This window comes from Alcanivorax sp., from assembly GCF_002726155.1.
Lineage (GTDB): Bacteria > Pseudomonadota > Gammaproteobacteria > Pseudomonadales > Alcanivoracaceae > Alcanivorax.
In genome coordinates this window covers 21033-36960 of record NZ_PBSH01000010.1, presented here as the reverse complement: position 1 = coordinate 36960, position 15928 = coordinate 21033, and the positions used below count along the sequence as shown (strand labels likewise).

19 protein-coding genes are annotated in these 15928 nt (G+C 57.7%); 15 read left to right on the top strand and 4 right to left on the bottom strand.

Going from position 1 to position 15928, the window contains the following annotated elements:
• Window position 1: 1 nt before the first annotated feature.
• The 3 genes from CL546_RS03540 to CL546_RS03530 are packed head-to-tail and all read right to left on the bottom strand — an operon-like array spanning window position 2 to window position 2128.
• Window positions 2–1357: a dihydroorotase gene (locus CL546_RS03540; protein ID WP_290493049.1), complete on the bottom strand. Its 1356-nt coding sequence runs from the start codon at window positions 1355–1357 to the stop codon at window positions 2–4.
• The gene (locus CL546_RS03535) at window positions 1347–1907 is read right to left on the bottom strand and encodes an LbetaH domain-containing protein (RefSeq protein WP_290493048.1); all 561 of its coding nucleotides are present in this window, start codon (window positions 1905–1907) and stop codon (window positions 1347–1349) included. Before CL546_RS03535 ends, CL546_RS03540 begins: the two co-directional genes overlap by 11 nt.
• Window positions 1904–2128, bottom strand: a complete 225-nt coding sequence (locus tag CL546_RS03530) for a hypothetical protein (protein WP_290493047.1) — start codon at window positions 2126–2128, stop codon at window positions 1904–1906. Before CL546_RS03530 ends, CL546_RS03535 begins: the two co-directional genes overlap by 4 nt.
• Before the next feature lie 69 nt (window positions 2129–2197).
• On the opposite strand from CL546_RS03530, the gene CL546_RS03525 reads away from it, so the two are divergent.
• The 15 genes from CL546_RS03525 to CL546_RS03455 all read left to right on the top strand — a co-directional run bounded on the left by CL546_RS03525 (window position 2198) and on the right by CL546_RS03455 (window position 15212).
• A complete protein-coding gene (locus tag CL546_RS03525; RefSeq protein WP_290493046.1) occupies window positions 2198–2620 on the top strand; it encodes a TraR/DksA family transcriptional regulator in 423 nt (140 codons plus the stop codon).
• A gap of 4 nt (window positions 2621–2624) precedes the next feature.
• Window positions 2625–3848 (top strand): zinc metallochaperone GTPase ZigA, encoded by a 1224-nt coding sequence (zigA, locus tag CL546_RS03520; RefSeq protein WP_290493045.1) that lies wholly within the window; start codon window positions 2625–2627, stop codon window positions 3846–3848.
• Window positions 3848–4468, top strand: a complete 621-nt coding sequence (locus tag CL546_RS03515) for a DUF1826 domain-containing protein (protein WP_290493044.1) — start codon at window positions 3848–3850, stop codon at window positions 4466–4468. The genes zigA and CL546_RS03515 overlap by 1 nt, the downstream gene beginning before the upstream one ends.
• A gap of 9 nt (window positions 4469–4477) precedes the next feature.
• Window positions 4478–4942: a transcriptional repressor gene (locus CL546_RS03510; RefSeq protein WP_290493043.1), complete on the top strand. Its 465-nt coding sequence runs from the start codon at window positions 4478–4480 to the stop codon at window positions 4940–4942.
• Window positions 4943–4970: 28 nt separating this feature from the next.
• On the top strand, window positions 4971–5375 hold the full coding sequence (locus tag CL546_RS03505; protein ID WP_290493042.1) for a MerC domain-containing protein: 405 nt from the start codon (window positions 4971–4973) through the stop codon (window positions 5373–5375).
• Complete coding sequence (locus tag CL546_RS03500) at window positions 5353–5895, top strand: ZrgA family zinc uptake protein (RefSeq protein ID WP_290493041.1); 543 nt, start codon at window positions 5353–5355, stop codon at window positions 5893–5895. Before CL546_RS03505 ends, CL546_RS03500 begins: the two co-directional genes overlap by 23 nt.
• Entirely contained in the window at window positions 5870–6610 is a 741-nt protein-coding gene (locus tag CL546_RS03495) for an ABC transporter ATP-binding protein (protein ID WP_290493040.1), read from the top strand. The genes CL546_RS03500 and CL546_RS03495 overlap by 26 nt, the downstream gene beginning before the upstream one ends.
• On the top strand, window positions 6600–7838 hold the full coding sequence (locus CL546_RS03490; RefSeq protein WP_290493039.1) for an ABC transporter permease: 1239 nt from the start codon (window positions 6600–6602) through the stop codon (window positions 7836–7838). Before CL546_RS03495 ends, CL546_RS03490 begins: the two co-directional genes overlap by 11 nt.
• Window positions 7839–7840: 2 nt before the next feature.
• Window positions 7841–8383, top strand: a complete 543-nt coding sequence (locus CL546_RS03485) for a DUF3299 domain-containing protein (protein WP_290493038.1) — start codon at window positions 7841–7843, stop codon at window positions 8381–8383.
• A 252-nt stretch (window positions 8384–8635) separates the two neighbouring features.
• Window positions 8636–9514, top strand: coding sequence for a branched-chain amino acid ABC transporter permease (locus tag CL546_RS03480; RefSeq protein WP_290493037.1), 879 nt, complete (start codon window positions 8636–8638; stop codon window positions 9512–9514).
• A 3-nt stretch (window positions 9515–9517) separates the two neighbouring features.
• Complete coding sequence (locus tag CL546_RS03475) at window positions 9518–10615, top strand: branched-chain amino acid ABC transporter permease (protein WP_290493036.1); 1098 nt, start codon at window positions 9518–9520, stop codon at window positions 10613–10615.
• Entirely contained in the window at window positions 10612–11382 is a 771-nt protein-coding gene (locus CL546_RS03470) for an ABC transporter ATP-binding protein (RefSeq protein ID WP_290493035.1), read from the top strand. Before CL546_RS03475 ends, CL546_RS03470 begins: the two co-directional genes overlap by 4 nt.
• A complete protein-coding gene (locus tag CL546_RS03465) occupies window positions 11379–12179 on the top strand; it encodes an ABC transporter ATP-binding protein (protein ID WP_290493034.1) in 801 nt (266 codons plus the stop codon). The genes CL546_RS03470 and CL546_RS03465 overlap by 4 nt, the downstream gene beginning before the upstream one ends.
• Window positions 12179–13993 carry an AMP-dependent synthetase/ligase gene (locus CL546_RS03460; RefSeq protein ID WP_290493033.1) on the top strand — a complete coding sequence of 605 codons (1815 nt, stop codon included), beginning with the start codon at window positions 12179–12181 and terminating at the stop codon, window positions 13991–13993. Before CL546_RS03465 ends, CL546_RS03460 begins: the two co-directional genes overlap by 1 nt.
• A gap of 22 nt (window positions 13994–14015) precedes the next feature.
• Complete coding sequence (locus CL546_RS03455) at window positions 14016–15212, top strand: ABC transporter substrate-binding protein (RefSeq protein WP_290493032.1); 1197 nt, start codon at window positions 14016–14018, stop codon at window positions 15210–15212.
• Between the two features lie 119 nt (window positions 15213–15331).
• Here the strand turns inward: CL546_RS03455 and CL546_RS03450 are convergent, their stop codons facing one another.
• Complete coding sequence (locus tag CL546_RS03450; RefSeq protein ID WP_290493031.1) at window positions 15332–15928, bottom strand: GNAT family N-acetyltransferase; 597 nt, start codon at window positions 15926–15928, stop codon at window positions 15332–15334.

Below are 15928 nucleotides of genomic sequence, written 5' to 3'. Positions count from 1 at the left end.
CTCAGACACTGTTCGGTTCCGCAGGCTGAGTGCTTGAGAGAAAGTTGATCGGTTTTCCGCTGGGCATGCCGATGGCTTCCTCATCGGTCATGACAATCTGGCCGCCAATGATGGTTGCCGAAGGCCAGCCCTGCAGCATCATGCCGTCGTAGGCGCTCCAGCCTGAAGGCGATGCCAGTTTGCGGTCATCCACCGTTTGTTTACGTTGCATGTCCACCAGCGTCAGGTCTGCATCGTAGCCCACAGCAATGCGGCCCTTGCCCGCCATGCCGAACAGTCGGGCGGGCCCTGCGCACACCATGTCCACTAACCGAGACAGGCTGAGTCGCCCCTGATTAACGTGATTGAGCATCAAGGGCAACAGCGTCTGGGTGCCGGTCATGCCGCTGGGGGAATCCGGATACGATCGCTGTTTCTCTTCCCGGGTATGCGGGGCGTGGTCACTGCCGATCACATCCACGATACCGTTTCTCACGGCCTTCCAGAGCGCATCCTGGTGGCGCTGGTCTCGAATCGGAGGGTTCATCTGTGCCAGCGTGCCCAATCGTTCGTAGCATTCCGGTGCCGATAGGGTGAGATGCTGGGGTAACACCTCTACCGAAACCCGGGATTTATGCTGCTGCAGAAATGCCATTTCTTCGGCGGTAGAGATATGCAGTACATGCAACGGGCGACCCGCTTCCGCTGCCAGTGCCACAATGCGCCTGGTGGCTAACAGGGCGCTGTCCTCATCTCGCCAGACAGGGTGGGCAATGGGATTGGCGGCGGTTTCGGCAAGGTGACGACGGGCCCGCAGGCGGGCTTCATCTTCAGCATGAATGGCCACCCGCCGGCGGCCATGACGGAGTATGTTACGCAACACGTTGTCGCTGTCGGCGAGCAAATCGCCGAATGAACTGCCCATGAAGATTTTTACACCACTACAGGCGGGCAAGCATTCCAGCTCTGCCAGTTGCTCGGCATTGGCGGCGGATCCGCCGATATAGAACGCGTAATTACACCAGGCATCCCGTTCGGCAATAGCGATCTTGGTCTGCAGGTCCTCGGCACGGAGCGTCAAGGGCTGCGTGTTCGGCATTTCGAAAACACTGGTGATGCCGCCGAGCACTGCCCCGCGAGTGCCCGCCTCCAGCGTTTCCTTGTGAGTCATGCCGGGCTCGCGGAAGTGGACCTGGGAATCCACGGCGCCGGGCAGGAGATGCAAGCCACGGGCGTGGAGGGTGGTGTCGGCCTTGAAGGGGTCGCCAATGGCAACAATACGCCCGTCGCGACATGCCACATCCGTTTCTTCAGGGCCACCAGGTAACAGGACCGTCGCCCCTTTAATTAACAGGCTTGGGCTATCTTCATAGTTCATTCTGAATCCTTTTATAGCCCTGAACGAGTTGTTGATTGGTGTCGGACACGCTTTCTGAAAACGCGGTGATGTCCTGGCTGACCCGGGGAATGAGGCTGATGTCTGTGTCAGGGCCAATGCGGCTGGTGGACGGGATATAGAAGTTCGCGGGCAGCGTCATCCCGTCGATAACTGCATTGTGTCGAATGGCGCAACCATCACCGATGGTGCAGTTGAACAGTACACTGTTGAATCCCACGAAAACCCTGTCTCCGACCTGGCAAGGGCCGTGCACAATGGCGCGATGGGCAATAGAGGTGTGTTTTCCTATGGAGATAGGCCCTCCGTCCTTGGAGTGCATAACCACACCATCCTGAATGTTGGTGCCTTCGCCAATCTGGATGGGGTGAAGATTGCCATGATCATCTGTCTCGTCGGCTCGAATGACGGCATAGGGGCCGATAAAGACATGGCGGTCAACGATGACTTTGCCGCAGATGATGGCGGTAGGGTCGACAAAGGCGTCCGAATGGATGGCCGGCAGGTCACCATTAGGGTTTCTTCGGATCATCCTTTATCTCCTTGCTCATCCAGTGCCCGGTTAAACCACTCCTTTGTTTTTTTCCAGTGTTTGCGGCCGTAAAGCTCGATGAACTTGCGGGTCATGTGGTCATTGTCGTTGTCCAGGGCGGTCAGTCTTTCGCGGATAAAGGTCTCACCAAGAGGAATCCCGCATATCTCGGTGATGCAGTGTCGCCACTCGGTATAGGAGTCGGGCAGGGGAAAGTGCATGGGTACTTCTCCGCAAAGGTTGTTGATGGGATGGGTAATGTTATAACATAACAAAACAAGGAGGGCATCATGCCTCGTATCATCAGTGAGAAAACGCTGTTGGCGATGAAGCCGTCGCAATACATGAACGCCAGCCAGCGGGCGTTTTTCCGCAAACGCCTTGCTGTCCTGGCTCACGATTGCGAACAACACATCGGCAGCGCCAGAAATAATCTGCAGACACCGGCCCAGGCTGACCCATTGGACGCCGCTGTCGAGGAGGAGAGCTGCCGCCATCAGCTACGTTTTATGGCGCGCGAGCAAGCCTTGCTGGGGAAAATTCGTGCTGCCCTGAGGCGGCTGGAAAGCGGGGATTACGGTTACTGCAAAATCAGCGGTGAACCCATTGGCTTGCCGCGGCTGCTGGCCCGTCCTACTACAGAATATTGTGCCGAGGTGAAGGCGCGCCTTGAACAGAATGAACGCCACTATGCTCATCAACGAACTGGATAGAAACATGACAAGTCAGCAAGCCAGCCCCATTCGCCAGCTTCCGGTTACCGTGTTGTCAGGGTTTCTCGGCGCGGGGAAGACCACTGTCCTCAACCATATTCTCAACAATCGAAGCGGCCTGCGCGTTGCCGTTATCGTCAACGACATGAGCGAAATTAACATTGATGCCGCACTGGTTAATCAGAACGTTTCACTGAACCGCTCGGAAGAGAAACTGGTGGAAATGAGCAATGGCTGCATCTGCTGCACATTGCGCGAGGACTTGTTAGTGGAAGTGAACCGCCTGGCTCGGGAAGGCTCTTTCGACTATCTGGTGATTGAGTCCACCGGAATTTCTGAACCCTTGCCGGTGGCAGAGACCTTTACGTTTGAAGATGAAAACGGGGAAGGGCTGTCCTCCGTTGCCCGGTTGGACACCATGGTTACGGTGGTCGATGCGGTTAATTTCCTGCGGGATTATCGTAGCACCCGCACGCTTCAGCAGGAGCAGGAAAACCTTGGTGATGAAGATCATCGTAATGTGGTGGACCTGTTGGTGGAGCAAGTGGAATTCTGCGATGTGTTGTTGATCAGCAAGACGGATTTGGTCACAGAAAAGGAACTGGAAGTTTTGCAGGCAACCTTGCGGTTGTTGAACCCGGATGCCCGGATTTTGCCCATTCGCCATGGCATGGTGCCGCTGGAAGCGGTGCTCAATACAGGGCGCTTTGATTTTGAAAAAGCCCAGCAGGCGCCGGGGTGGTTAAAGGAAATGCGTGGCGAGCATTTGCCTGAAACCGAGGAGTACGGCATTAGCAGTTTCACCTATGAGGCGCGTCGGCCGTTCCATCCGCAGCGGTTCTGGAGCTTCCTGCAGCAGCCCTGGCCGCTGGGAATATTGCTGCGCTCCAAGGGCTTTTTCTGGCTGGCTAGCCGACCGCATTTTGCGGGTAGCTGGAGCCAGGCCGGTGACATTGTTCACCATGGCCCGGCCGGCATGTTCTGGAAAACCGTGCCGGAGCAACACTGGCCCAGCGATGAAGAATACCGCGCGCTGATCATGGAGAAATGGCAAGAACCTTTTGGCGACATGCGCCAGGAATTGGTGTTTATCGGCCATAACCTGCAGCCGGAGGAAACCCGCAAGGCACTGGACGCCTGCTTGCTGACGGAAGCGGAAATGCTTCAGGGCAAGGCGCTGTGGGAGCAGCTGGACGATCCGTTCCCGCAGTGGGAGGTGGCAGGGTGATGCAGGCTCAAACTGTCACCGCCTCGCCACCAGGCTGGCAAGGCGCACCGGACGTGACGGTCCTCGCGGATATCTTCGAGGATGATGTGCAGGTAGCCGTGTGGGACCGGCCCAGCCCGGTAGGGCAGGATGTGGTGGCACTGGCCTGCGAGCAACGGCTAGCGGTGAAAAGCTGGTTGGACATTGCTCAGCTGGAAGCGACCCTGCTGCGATCTCTGCCGCACGAAACCTATGTCCCCTTGAGAGAGGACCTGTTCCTGTTAGCCGATATGGTTGCCTGTCTGTTCGGGGTTGACGGCGTCGGGTTGCGGGTGACGGCGTTGCGCAAGCCGATGTGCCCACGCTTCCACGTGGATCGGATTCCGGTTCGCATGCTGTGCACCTATGGCGGGGCGGGCAGCCAGTGGTTGCCCGCCCCACGTGTGTCGGATCAGCTTTTAGTGCCCGGCTGTGAGCAGAGTGCGCTTTACCAGCAGCAAAACGTGGAGCAGCTGGAGGCAGGACAGGTGGCCCTGTTCAAAGGAGAGACATGGCGGGATAATCCGGGAGCGGGCGTGGTCCACCGGTCCCCGCCCATGTCTCCCGGCCAGCAACGGTTGTTGGTCACTCTGGATATCTAGGCTGAAAACATGGCAGTGAGTCGTACCGAGCAGATTCTTAACAGCGCTGAACAGCAATGTCGCAAGCAGGGCGTGCGGATGACGCCCCAGCGCAAGCAGGTCATGTCGTTGATGCTGGAGCAGGGTGGTCCGCAAACGGCCTATCAGCTACTGGATCAGTTCAAGGCTCGTTATCAGAGCAATGCGCAGCCGCCCACTATGTATCGAGCGCTGGATTTTCTGGTTCAGCAAGGGCTGGCCCATCGACTCAGTTCCACCAACCAGTATCTGGCCTGTGATCACATCACCTGTCAGCACGGCCATCGAGGAACGGTGTTCCTGCTGTGTGACCAGTGTGGTGGCGTTCAGGAAACGCCCATGGCGGGAGCCGCTGTGGACGAATTGCAGCAAACCCTCGATGAAGTGGGTTTTGTTATTCAGCGCGAGCCCCTGCTGGAAGTGCATGGTCGTTGCGTGGATTGCGCGGCGTCGTAAACAAATAATCGTTTTTCGGGAGACGGTAATGCAACGTTTTCGTCTGGACGCGGTGGCCATCGGCCTGTCCAGCCTCTGCATGATTCATTGTGTCGCCAGCCTGGCGGGGCTTTTTGCCATCGGGTTGTTATCGGCTTTTGGCAGTGTCGAAGAGGTTTTTCATCTGGTCATGCTCGCCATCATTGTGCCGGTCAGCTTGCTTGCTATTGGCATAGGCTACCGTCGACATCGCCGGCTTTCGGTGTTGCTCCCCGGCGTGTTCGCCTTGTCGGGTCTGTGTCTGCTAACTGTCTTTGAAAGTGCTATGCACGGCACTCTCTGGGAGCCGTTACTGACAACGCTGATCGGAATCGCTCTGGTGGCTACCCATGTCGGTAACATCCGGGGCTGTAAAGACTGTGAGGTAAATCATGATAACTCGTTGGCAACGTAACAGTCTGGCCTGCTTGCTGCTGTCGGTCAGTCTGTCTACGACCGCCGCAGGCGTGCACCAGCATGGCCTGGCCGAGGCGGCCGTGGTGGTGGAGGGAGAGCAGGTGACAATCCGTTTCCGGGCGCCCTTGATGGATATCCTCGGCACTGAGCAGCCGCCAGCGGACGTGCCTGCCCGGGCCCGTTATGGCAAGCGTCTGGCGCAGGTGGCCGCGCCACAGCCTTCGCCGGCCGCACAGTGTGAACCGGTCAGTGCTTCCATCAGCTCTGTGGACTCCTTGTTCCCGGAGCAGCAAGCGCATGATTCCCATGATCATCACGATCACGACGCGCACAGTCACCACGAAGATGTGGACAACGAGTGGTTATTTTCCTGCGCGTTTCCTGAAAAATTAAACGCCGTGGATTTACCGTTTCTGGACACTTTCTCTAGCCTGACTACAGAGGTGGTGTTGCTGTTGCCTGCCGCCCAGAGTGCCTTGCGTCTGGCGCCGGGTGAAACCCGCATACCGCTGGAGTAATGCCGCAGTGAGCCCGGTACTGGAAATCAACGACCTGGAATACCGTCATCCCGGCCAGGTTCGTTCCTTCTTGCAGGTGCCGGAGTTTGCCCTGCAGGCAGGGGAGCGGGTGCTGTTTCATGGTCCCAGCGGCTGTGGCAAAAGCACTCTGTTGTCACTGATTACCGGCATCCGCCCGATGCAGAGCGGGCGTGTTCAGGTTGCCGGCCAGCCTTTTTCTACTCTTTCCCAGCGTCGCCGGGACGCGTTTCGCGCCGATCATATGGGCGTTATCTTTCAGGCGTTCAATTTGCTGCCCTACCTGAGCGCCGTGGACAACGTTTGTCTTGCGGCCAGCTTCTCCCGTCTGCGCTGTGAGCGCGAAGCAGGGCGTCGCAAGGAGCAGAGACAGGCTGCCGCCCGTGGCTTGCTTTCACGGCTGGGGCTGGATGACGGCCCCATTGACTTGCCGGCCTGGCAACTGTCTTTTGGGCAGCAACAACGGGTGGCGGCCGCCCGGGCCTTGTTCGGCAAGCCGGCTCTGATCATTGCCGATGAACCCACCTCCGCGCTGGATAGCCGCAGCCGCGATACCTTGCTGACGTTGCTTTGTGAACTGTGCGAACAGTCCGGCAGTGCCTTGCTGATGGTGAGTCATGACGGACAGGTGGGTCACCATTTCCAGCGCAGTGTGGATTTCGCCAGTCTGGCCGGGGAGGGCAGTCATGCTTGCTAAAGTGATGCTTGCCTCCCTGAAAACCCGGCGCACATCGGCGCTGCTGATCGTGGTTGCCATTGCCATGAGCGTGCTGATGATCATCGGTGTGGATCGGGTGCGTCATCAGGTCCGCGCCAATTTTTCCAGCACCATTTCGGGCACCGACCTGATCGTTAGTGCCCGTGGTGGGCCAATGAATATCTTGCTCTATAGCGTGTTCCGCCTCAGCGACCCCACGGCGGGTATTCGCTGGAACACGGTGGAATATCTGGCCGACCACCCGGATGTGAAGTGGTGGATTCCTATTGCGTTGGGCGATTCCCATCGCGGTTATCCGGTGGTGGCGACTAACGACAGCTACTTGACGCACTACCGTTACGGGCGGGATCAGGGTTTGAGCCTGCAAAGCGGGCGCTGGTTTGCCGGCGCCGATCAGGCCGTACTCGGCAGTGCCGTGGCCGCACGGCTTGGCTACCAGCAAGGTGAGCGCATTGTGCTGGCCCATGGCGCCAGCGGCCCGGCTATTGTGGAGCATGATAACCACCCATTTACGGTGGTGGGGATTCTGGCGCCCACGGGTACGCCGGTGGATCAGAGCGTGCATATTTCGCTGCAAGGCATGGCCCTGATCCACCGCGGTGGCGCCTACCTGTCCGGCATGCCTCCCATGCCGGGGCAGGCACTGGACAAGCCGGATTCGGTGAATGCGGTCATGTTGGGGCTTGAGCGACGTATGGCGGTGTTGAGCCTGCAGCGGGAGCTGTCCCGTTATGACAAAGAGCCGCTTACCGCCATTATTCCCGGGGTACAGTTGCAGCGGTTGTGGCGGATGACTGCTGCTGGAGAGAATGCCTTGCGGGCAACCTCGCTGGCGGTTCTGGCGGTGGCCTTGTTGGTGCTTGTGTCCACCGTGCTGGCGGCCCTGGAAGGGCGCCGTCATGAAATGGCGGTTCTACGAGCCACAGGGGCGGGGCGATTGGCCGTGTATACGGTCATTGTCGGTGAAAGCCTGTGTCTCACTATGCTGGGCTGTATGTTGGGTCTGGGGGTATTGTTTGCAGGGCAATGGGGATTGGCGCCAATGGCTTTGGCTGAATGGTCGCTGCGGCTTCCCGACAACTTTCTTGCGTTGCGGGAGTTGCCGGCTATTGGTGCTATTCTCGCGGCGGGCTCCCTGGCAGGTTTGATTCCGGCCGAAAAGGCCTTCCGCAATAGCCTGGCCGATGGCCTGACACCCAGGAACTGACCATGCGCTTTTTGATTGCTTTACTTTGTTTTGCCTGCAGCCTGCCGTCCGTGGCGGCCAATGAAATTGAGTGGGATGCTCTGGTGCCGCAGGATTATGATCCGTCGGCGATATACAGCTCCCTGTTCGATGAAATCTATGGGGAACAGCAGGCCCCGGATGGGATTGCCGATGGCGATAGCCGTGGCGAGAAGCTGATGGATGCCATCGACAAGGCCTGGCGGGAAGCGCCGCTGAAGCAGTCTCTGGATAATACCGAGGTGCGTATGGCGGGTTACGGCGTGCCACTGGACGGCGATGAAGAGTATGTCCGGGAATTCCTGCTGGTTCCGTATTTTGGTGCGTGCATCCACACCCCGCCACCGCCGCGTAACCAGATTGTGCTGGTGAAGATGGCAGGGCGCGGCGTGCCGCTGGATCTGGCACTGGATGCAATGTGGCTGGAGGGCACCTTGACCGTCTCATCGCAAGATACCGAATACGGTACGGCAGGATATGTGCTGGAAGGTAAAAGTGCGGAAGCCTTTACGGGTTACCCTCGGTAACGCTAACGCCTGGCTGGCGGCCCTTTTTCTCTCTTTCCCTCTCTCTTTCCTCCTTGTTTTGTCCTGTTTTTTCTCTGCCTGCTGGCGTTCGCCGACCCAAAAACGCTTTTCCGGCCTGATCCGTGACGTTTTTGGCTCTTTGTCCAACCTTGTTACATTTTACATACTGGAGAGAATGTAAAGCTTCAGATAGTCTCGAAAGAACTGCATAAAAATACACCAGAACAATAAACCCCCCGGGAGAGAGGGACCATGGATATACTCCAGCTGCTGGTCAGCGGGGTCGCTAACGGCTGCATCTACGGGTTGCTGGCACTGGGCTTTGTACTGATTTACAAAGCCTCAGAAGCAGTCAACTTTGCGCAGGGTGACATGATGATGCTGGGGGCCTTTCTGGGCATTACCTTCATCAATGCCGAATACGCCGACCTGCCATTCCTGATAGGTATTACTCTGGCCGCCCTGATTCTGGGGGTCTTTGGTTACCTGTTGGATCGCCTGGTATTGCGCGCCATTTTTGGTCAGCCGCAGTTCGCCATGGTGATTCTCACCATCGCTTTGGGTTTTCTGATGCGCTTCGCCGCCGGTGTGATCTGGGGGCATGATCCCGCCTCCCTGCAAACGCCTTTTGTCGGCAAGGTGTGGGAATTTGGTGACCTGATCATTCCAGTGGTGGATGCGGTGATCATCGTTACTACCGTGGCCCTCACATCCATTCTTTACTTCTTCTTTGCCCGCACCCGCCTCGGTGTGGCCATGCAGGCCAGTAGCCAGAATCAGATGGCCGCTTACTACATGGGCATTCCGGTGAAGCGGATCAACGCCATTGTCTGGGCCCTGTCCGGGGTGGTGGCCGCCATTGCCGGGGTCATGTTCGCCGCCAAGGGGGCGGTTGAGCCATCGGTGGGCCTGCTGTTTGGCATCAAGGCGTTTGCTGCGGCGGTAATCGGCGGGCTGGGGTCCTTGCCCGGTGCGTTACTGGGCGGGTTGCTGGTGGGCATCGTGGAACCGTTCGCGGGCCGTTACTTGCCTTCTGGCGTCGGTCAGATTGCTCCTTATGTGCTGATGTTGCTGGTGCTGATCTTGCGCCCCGGCGGCCTGTTTGCACAGATCAGCCAGAAGAAGGTGTAGGCCATGAGCAACCGTTTTAAAAGCCGTTACGACGACGATATCAATCTGTTTGAAGGCCGCTGGCACATGGCCCAGTACGCGATACTGGCCGCACTGCTGCTGGCTGCGCCCTGGGTGCTCGGTAATTACTATCTGGGTGAACTGACTGCTGTGCTGGTCTGGTCGCTGGCGGGGCTGGGGCTGATGCTGATCAGTGGCCACACCGGGCAAGTCAGCCTTGGCCATGCAGCGTTTATGGCGATCGGTGCCTTTACCAATCTGGCACTGATGCAGCGTGGCTGGCATTTCGTGCCTGCGTTGCTGGCCAGTGCGGTGACCTCCGGAATCGCCGGCGCCGTCATTGCCCGGCCGATACTGCGTATGAGCGGCATCTATCTGGGCATTGCCACCCTGGCGCTGAGCATCATTGTGGAGGATGTGTCGATCATGGCCGAGCCGGTGACCGGCGGGGTCGCCGGTGTGTTTGCGCCACCAATCAACCTGTTCGGCATGGAGATCGACCGTTACGCCACGCCAGAGGCTTTCTATTATCTCTGTCTGGGGGTGCTGGTGCTGGTGACGCTGGGCTACCTGAACTTGCTGCGTAGTGCTTCGGGCCGGTCGTTTCTGGCGGTGCGTGACAGCGAAGTCTCTGCCCGTGCGCTTGGCGTCAATGTGGCCCGCGCCAAAACCCTGGCGTTCAGCTTGTCCTGTGCCATTACCGGGCTGGCAGGTGCGCTTTACGCTCACCTGGCCCAGGCGGTGAACTATGAAAGCTTCCTGGTGCTGATTTCCATCACGTTGCTGTTGCAGGTGGTGATTGGCGGGTTGGGTTCAGTGCACGGCGCGTTCTTCGGTGCCATCGTGGTGGTGCTGTTGCCACAAGTTATCGCGATTGCCAGTGATTACCTGGATAACACTGCGGGTATACAGATCGCGGCCTATCCTGGTCTCGATACGGCACTGTTCGCGTTGTTGATCCTGCTCATGGTGATTTACGAGCCCCGCGGGCTCTACGGAGTCTGGTTCAAGGTGCGCACCTGGCTGCAACTGTTTCCCTTGTATCGCAAGGGTATGTTCCGACGTACCCGAACTTACCTGAAAACGGAGCGCCAACGATGAGTCTGTTACAGGTTAAGGATCTTTCCATTTCCTTCGGGGGCGTTAAAGCGGTGGATGGCGTCAGCTTCCACGTGGAAGCCGGTGAAGTCTTTACTCTGGTGGGGCCCAATGGGGCCGGTAAATCCACTATCTTCAATCTGATTAGCCGCCTTTATGAACCGAGTGCGGGGCAGATCATCTTCGATGGCCAGGATATCACTGGCTTGCCTGCCCACGACGTGGCCGGGCTGGGGATCGCCCGCACCTTCCAGAATATCGAGTTGTTCGATCACTCCTCGGTCTTGCAGAACCTGCTGATCGGCCGGCATTGCCGCCGGCAAACCCGCTGGTTCGAAGAGTTGCTGTTTTTGCCCAAGGTAAGACGCAGTGAGCGTGAACAGCGCCTGCTGGTGGAAGAGGTTATCGATTTTCTGGATCTGGCGCCGTACCGGGACAAATTAATCGCCGGGCTGCCTTACGGGGTGCGCAAGGTGGTGGAAATTGCCCGTGCACTGGCCAGTGAACCGAAATTGATTCTGCTGGATGAGCCGGCCTCCGGGCTTAGTGTGGAAGAAACCCAGAACATGGCCTGGTGGATTGAGGACATGCAGAAAGATCTGGGGCTTACCGTACTGATGGTGGAGCACGATATGAGCCTGGTGTCGCGTGTCTCCGACCGGGTGCTGGCGGTGGCAGAAGGCCATCCGCTGGCCATGGGTACCGCTGCCGAAGTGCAGGCGAACCCGAAAGTGATTGAAGCGTACCTGGGTACGGAGGCTACATCATGAGTAACGCGGCAGAGAAAACCCAGAGCGCCCAGCCCCTGTTGCAGGTGAAAAATCTGGAAGCGTTTTATGGCCCGGTGATGGCCCTGCGCGGGGTGTCCATCGATGTCCATGAAGGTTCGGTGGTCACCATCCTGGGTGCCAACGGTGCTGGCAAGACGACCCTGATGAAAACCATTTCCGGTGCATTGGCACCGCGCAAAGGCAGCGTCACCCTGGCCGGTGAAACCATCGACGGCAGCGAGCCGGACAAGCTGGTACGAAAAGGTATTGCCCATGTACCCGAAGGGCGAGAGGTATTCCCTTTCCTGAGCGTGGAAGAAAACCTGGTCATGGGCGCCTATATTCGCCGTGACAAGGCCGCCGTCCGCCAGGATATCGAAATGGTTTATGACTATTTCCCTATTCTGAAAGATCGCCGTAGCCAGGCAGCAGGCACCTTGTCCGGCGGTCAGCAGCAAATGCTGGCCATTGGCCGTGGGCTGATGTCGCGCCCTTCATTGATGCTGCTGGATGAGCCTTCGCTGGGCCTGTCGCCACTGCTGGTGCAGGAAATCTTCCAGATTATTCGCCGGCTCAATAAAGAGCAGGGCGTTACGTTATTGCTGGTAGAGCAGAATGCCCAGGTGGCGCTGAATACGGCGGACCATGGCTACGTACTGGAAACCGGGCGCATTGTCATGGATGGCACTGCCGAGGATCTACTCGCCAGCGACGATATTCGTGAATTTTATCTGGGCCAGTCGGCGGGGGATGACCGACCGGAAAAACGCTGGAAACGAAAGAAGACCTGGCGCTGATGATGACTAAAAATAACACCACACCGACTCAGCTCCACGGTTGCGATACCGTGGTCAAACTCTGGCGCAAGCAATGTCTGGAGCGGGGCAACAGTATTGCCCATCGCGAAAAGGATCTGGGCATCTGGCAAAGCCATAGTTGGCTGGATTATTACGAAAAAGCCCGTGCCATTGGCGTTGCGCTCTTGTCCCTTGGGCTGGAGCGCGGCCAGCCGGTATCCATTCTCAGCGAAGACAACAAGGAATGGCTGTACTGCGATCTGGGTATTGCCGGTGCGGGCGGCATCAGTAACGGCGTCTACACCACCGACAGCCCCGAGCAGCTGGCTTACCTGGTCAATGACAGCGAATCGGCCTTCCTGTTTGTGGAAAACGATGAACAGTTGGACAAGTACCTGACCGTGCGTGATCAGGTGCCGACCCTGAAAAAAGTCATTGTTTATGACCGCAAAGGGCTGCGGGATTTTGACGATCCCATGGTCATGTTCCTGGATGAACTTTACGCACTGGGTGAACAGATCCCGGATGCAGAAGAGCAGTTCAGCACCTGCATTGCCCAGAGCCAGCCCGATGATATCCGCATGCTGATCTACACGTCCGGCACCACCGGGGCACCCAAGGGGGCCATGATCAGTCATCGCAATGTGCTGTTCCAGCTGGCCGCCGGCGAGCAGGTGCTCGATGCCCATGAAGACGATGATCAGCTGTGCTTCCTGCCCCTGTGCCATATTCTGGAACGGTTGGTGTCAGTGGAGCTGCCCATCTACAAAGGCTGCACGGTGAACTTTGCGGAAAGCCCGGAAACCGTATTTGAAAACCTGCGCGAAGTGTCTCCCCATACCTTTGCCGCCGTGCCGCGCCTGTGGGAAAAAATCTATAGCTCCATGATGACCCTGCGTGACGAAGCCACCGGGTTCGGCCGCTGGTGTTTCGATCGGGCTGTGGCCGCTGGTGAAGACTGGCATTGTGATCGCAAACGCAACCCGTTTTCCGCCCTGCAATATCAGTTCTGGAACCTGTTGGTGCTGCGTAATGTGCGTGATCTGATCGGCATGAACCGTCTGCGGCGTGGCACCACCGGCGCAGCGCCCATTGCACCGGAACAGATCCGCTGGTTCCAGTCACTGGGGGTGCCTTTATTCGAAGGCTACGGCATGACCGAGACCACCGGTGTGGCCTCGTTGAACAGTGCCAAACGCGAGAAGGTGGGCACCGTGGGTGAAGCGCTGCCCGGAACCGAAGTGCGCATTGCCGACAACGGTGAAGTGCTGGTGCGCGGTGACCACGTCTTTGCCGGTTACTGGCGAAAACCCGAAAAAACCGCCGAAGACATCCGCGATGGCTGGCTGCATACCGGTGATGTGGGGCGCCTGGAAGAAGGCATGCTTACTATTACCGGCCGTCTCAAGGACATCATTATCACCGCAGGGGGCAAGAACATTACCCCCGCAGAAATTGAAAGCCGGATGAAGTTCTCGCCCTATATTTCTGATGCCGTGGTGATTGGCGACAAGCGCAAGTATCTCACTTGCCTGATCATGATTGATCAGGAAAACGTGGAGAAATATGCCCAGGATCGTCAGGTACCGTTTTCCAACTTTGCGTCACTGTGTCGTGCCAAGGAAGTACTGGACCTCATCGACAGTGTTATTCAGGACGTGAATAAACAATTCGCCCAGGTGGAACAGATCAAGTATTTCCGCCTGATCGATGTGCTGCTCACCGCTGAGGATGAGGAGCTAACCGCAACCATGAAGTTGAAGCGTTCCTTCGTGGAGAAAAAACACAAGCACCTGATTGATTCCATGTACTGATGGTACGAGAGGAGAGTGCATCATGAAGAAGCTCTGTCTGGCGGCTGTAACCGCCATGGCCCTTGTGGGCTGCAGTGACAACAATAACAAGGAAGACGACAAAGCCGCAGCCGAATCGGTGCGTGGCGTGACCGACACTGAAATCAGAATTGGCGGCATGCACGACCTGTCCGGGGTATTCGCAGCGTTTTCTTCACCGGCCGTGCAAGTGGCCAACGACATGTTCGAAGAAGTGAACGAACAGGGCGGCATTCATGGCCGCAAGATTCGTTATATCGTTGAAGACCATGCCTATCAGGTTCCCAAGGCAACACAGGCGGTGAACAAACTGGTTAGCCGTGATGAAGTTTTTGCCATGCTGATGAGTCTGGGGACGCCCCATAACCTGGCGGCGTTTCCGATCATGGATCGCAACAAGGTTCCCAGCGTTCTGCCGTTATCGCTTTCCCGGCAGATGGAAGAAGAAGGGGACTTCCGTTACCGCTACGTGCTCGGCCCAAGCTATTACGAGGGCGTATTACAGGGCGTCAACCGGTTGGTGGAAGACGAGGGCATTGAGAAAATTTGTGTGATGTATATTCCCTCTGACTTCGGTGAAGAGGTGAATCAGGCGGTTAACGATGCAGCAGCCGCCAACGATGCACTGACTCTGGCCGAGAGCTCTTCGCATCGCCCGGATGAAAGTGATTTCAGCGGTACGCTGGCGCGCCTGCGCGATGCCAACTGCGAACTGGTAGCGGTAGCCCTGCCCGTGCGCCCCATTATCACCGTCGTCGCGACAGCCAAACAGATGGGTTGGGATGATGCCAAGTTCATCGTATCCCAGGCGGGCTTCCACTCTGCCGTTGCGGCGGCACCGGGTGGTGTTACCGAAGGGTTGTACGGTGTTGCTTCCTGGGAGGACATCGTCAGCCGCATGACCCATGTGCCGGAAGCTGAGGAGTGGGGCAAAGCCTACAAGGAGCAGTATGGTGAACTGCCCAGTGGTGGCGCCGTACTCGGTCGTGTTGGTGCCATGCTCACCATCAATGCCCTGCGCGAAGCCGGCCCGGACCTGACCACGGAATCTTTCCTGGATGCCCTGGAATCACTGAAATTCAGTGACAAGGTAACCGGCGTGGAGACGGAAATGAGCGAGAGTAATCACCGTGCAGGTAGCGGGATTATTCTGTCTCAGGTTCAGGATGGTATCTGGCGCCCCGTTGCCGAAATGGAATAAAGACCAATAAATTGACCAAGGGCCTTTCTCAGAGGCTCCCTAAAAAAACCACCGTTCCTGAAAGGGGGCGGTGGTTTTTTAATTTGTATCAGACTCTTTACGTACGCCAAGTGACGAGGCTATTTGCACTGCCGCAACATGGCCCAATGTCGTACCGAGGTCCCGGGGATCTCATCTTCATGCACGACCTCAAAACCGAACCGTTGATACAGGGACACATTGTTCGGGTTATGGGTATCCAGATAGCCGGGCAGGCCTTGCTCATCCAGTCGATCCAGAGAGGGCTGTAACAGCGGTGTCGACAGCCCGCGCCCCTGTTGCGACGGATCGATGCCGAGTAGCAGCAGGTATGCATGAGGCGCATTGAGAGCACGATGGTGTACAGCCTGCATGGCCTCGCCTGCTTGCATCTGGCGTTTCATCGCGCCGAGGCCTTGCTTGAGCATGGCGCGCACCGCGCCGAAGCGCAGCATATCGGCCACGCTGTGCCGCAGGGCTGACGATGGCAGCCAGACAGCGGCGCCATCCTGCGGTTGCTGGGCGGTATGTACCTGACCGTTTTGGCTGGCATGGGCCACCAGAAAACGGAAAGTGTAGTACGCCCGCGCTTCACGTTGCGACGGGTTCGGGAAAAAGTAGACAAAGAGGGGGTCGTGGAAAAAGGCCCGGCTGAACATGTGGGCGATGTCGTTGAGGGGCGGTTGTGTCGTTGTCAT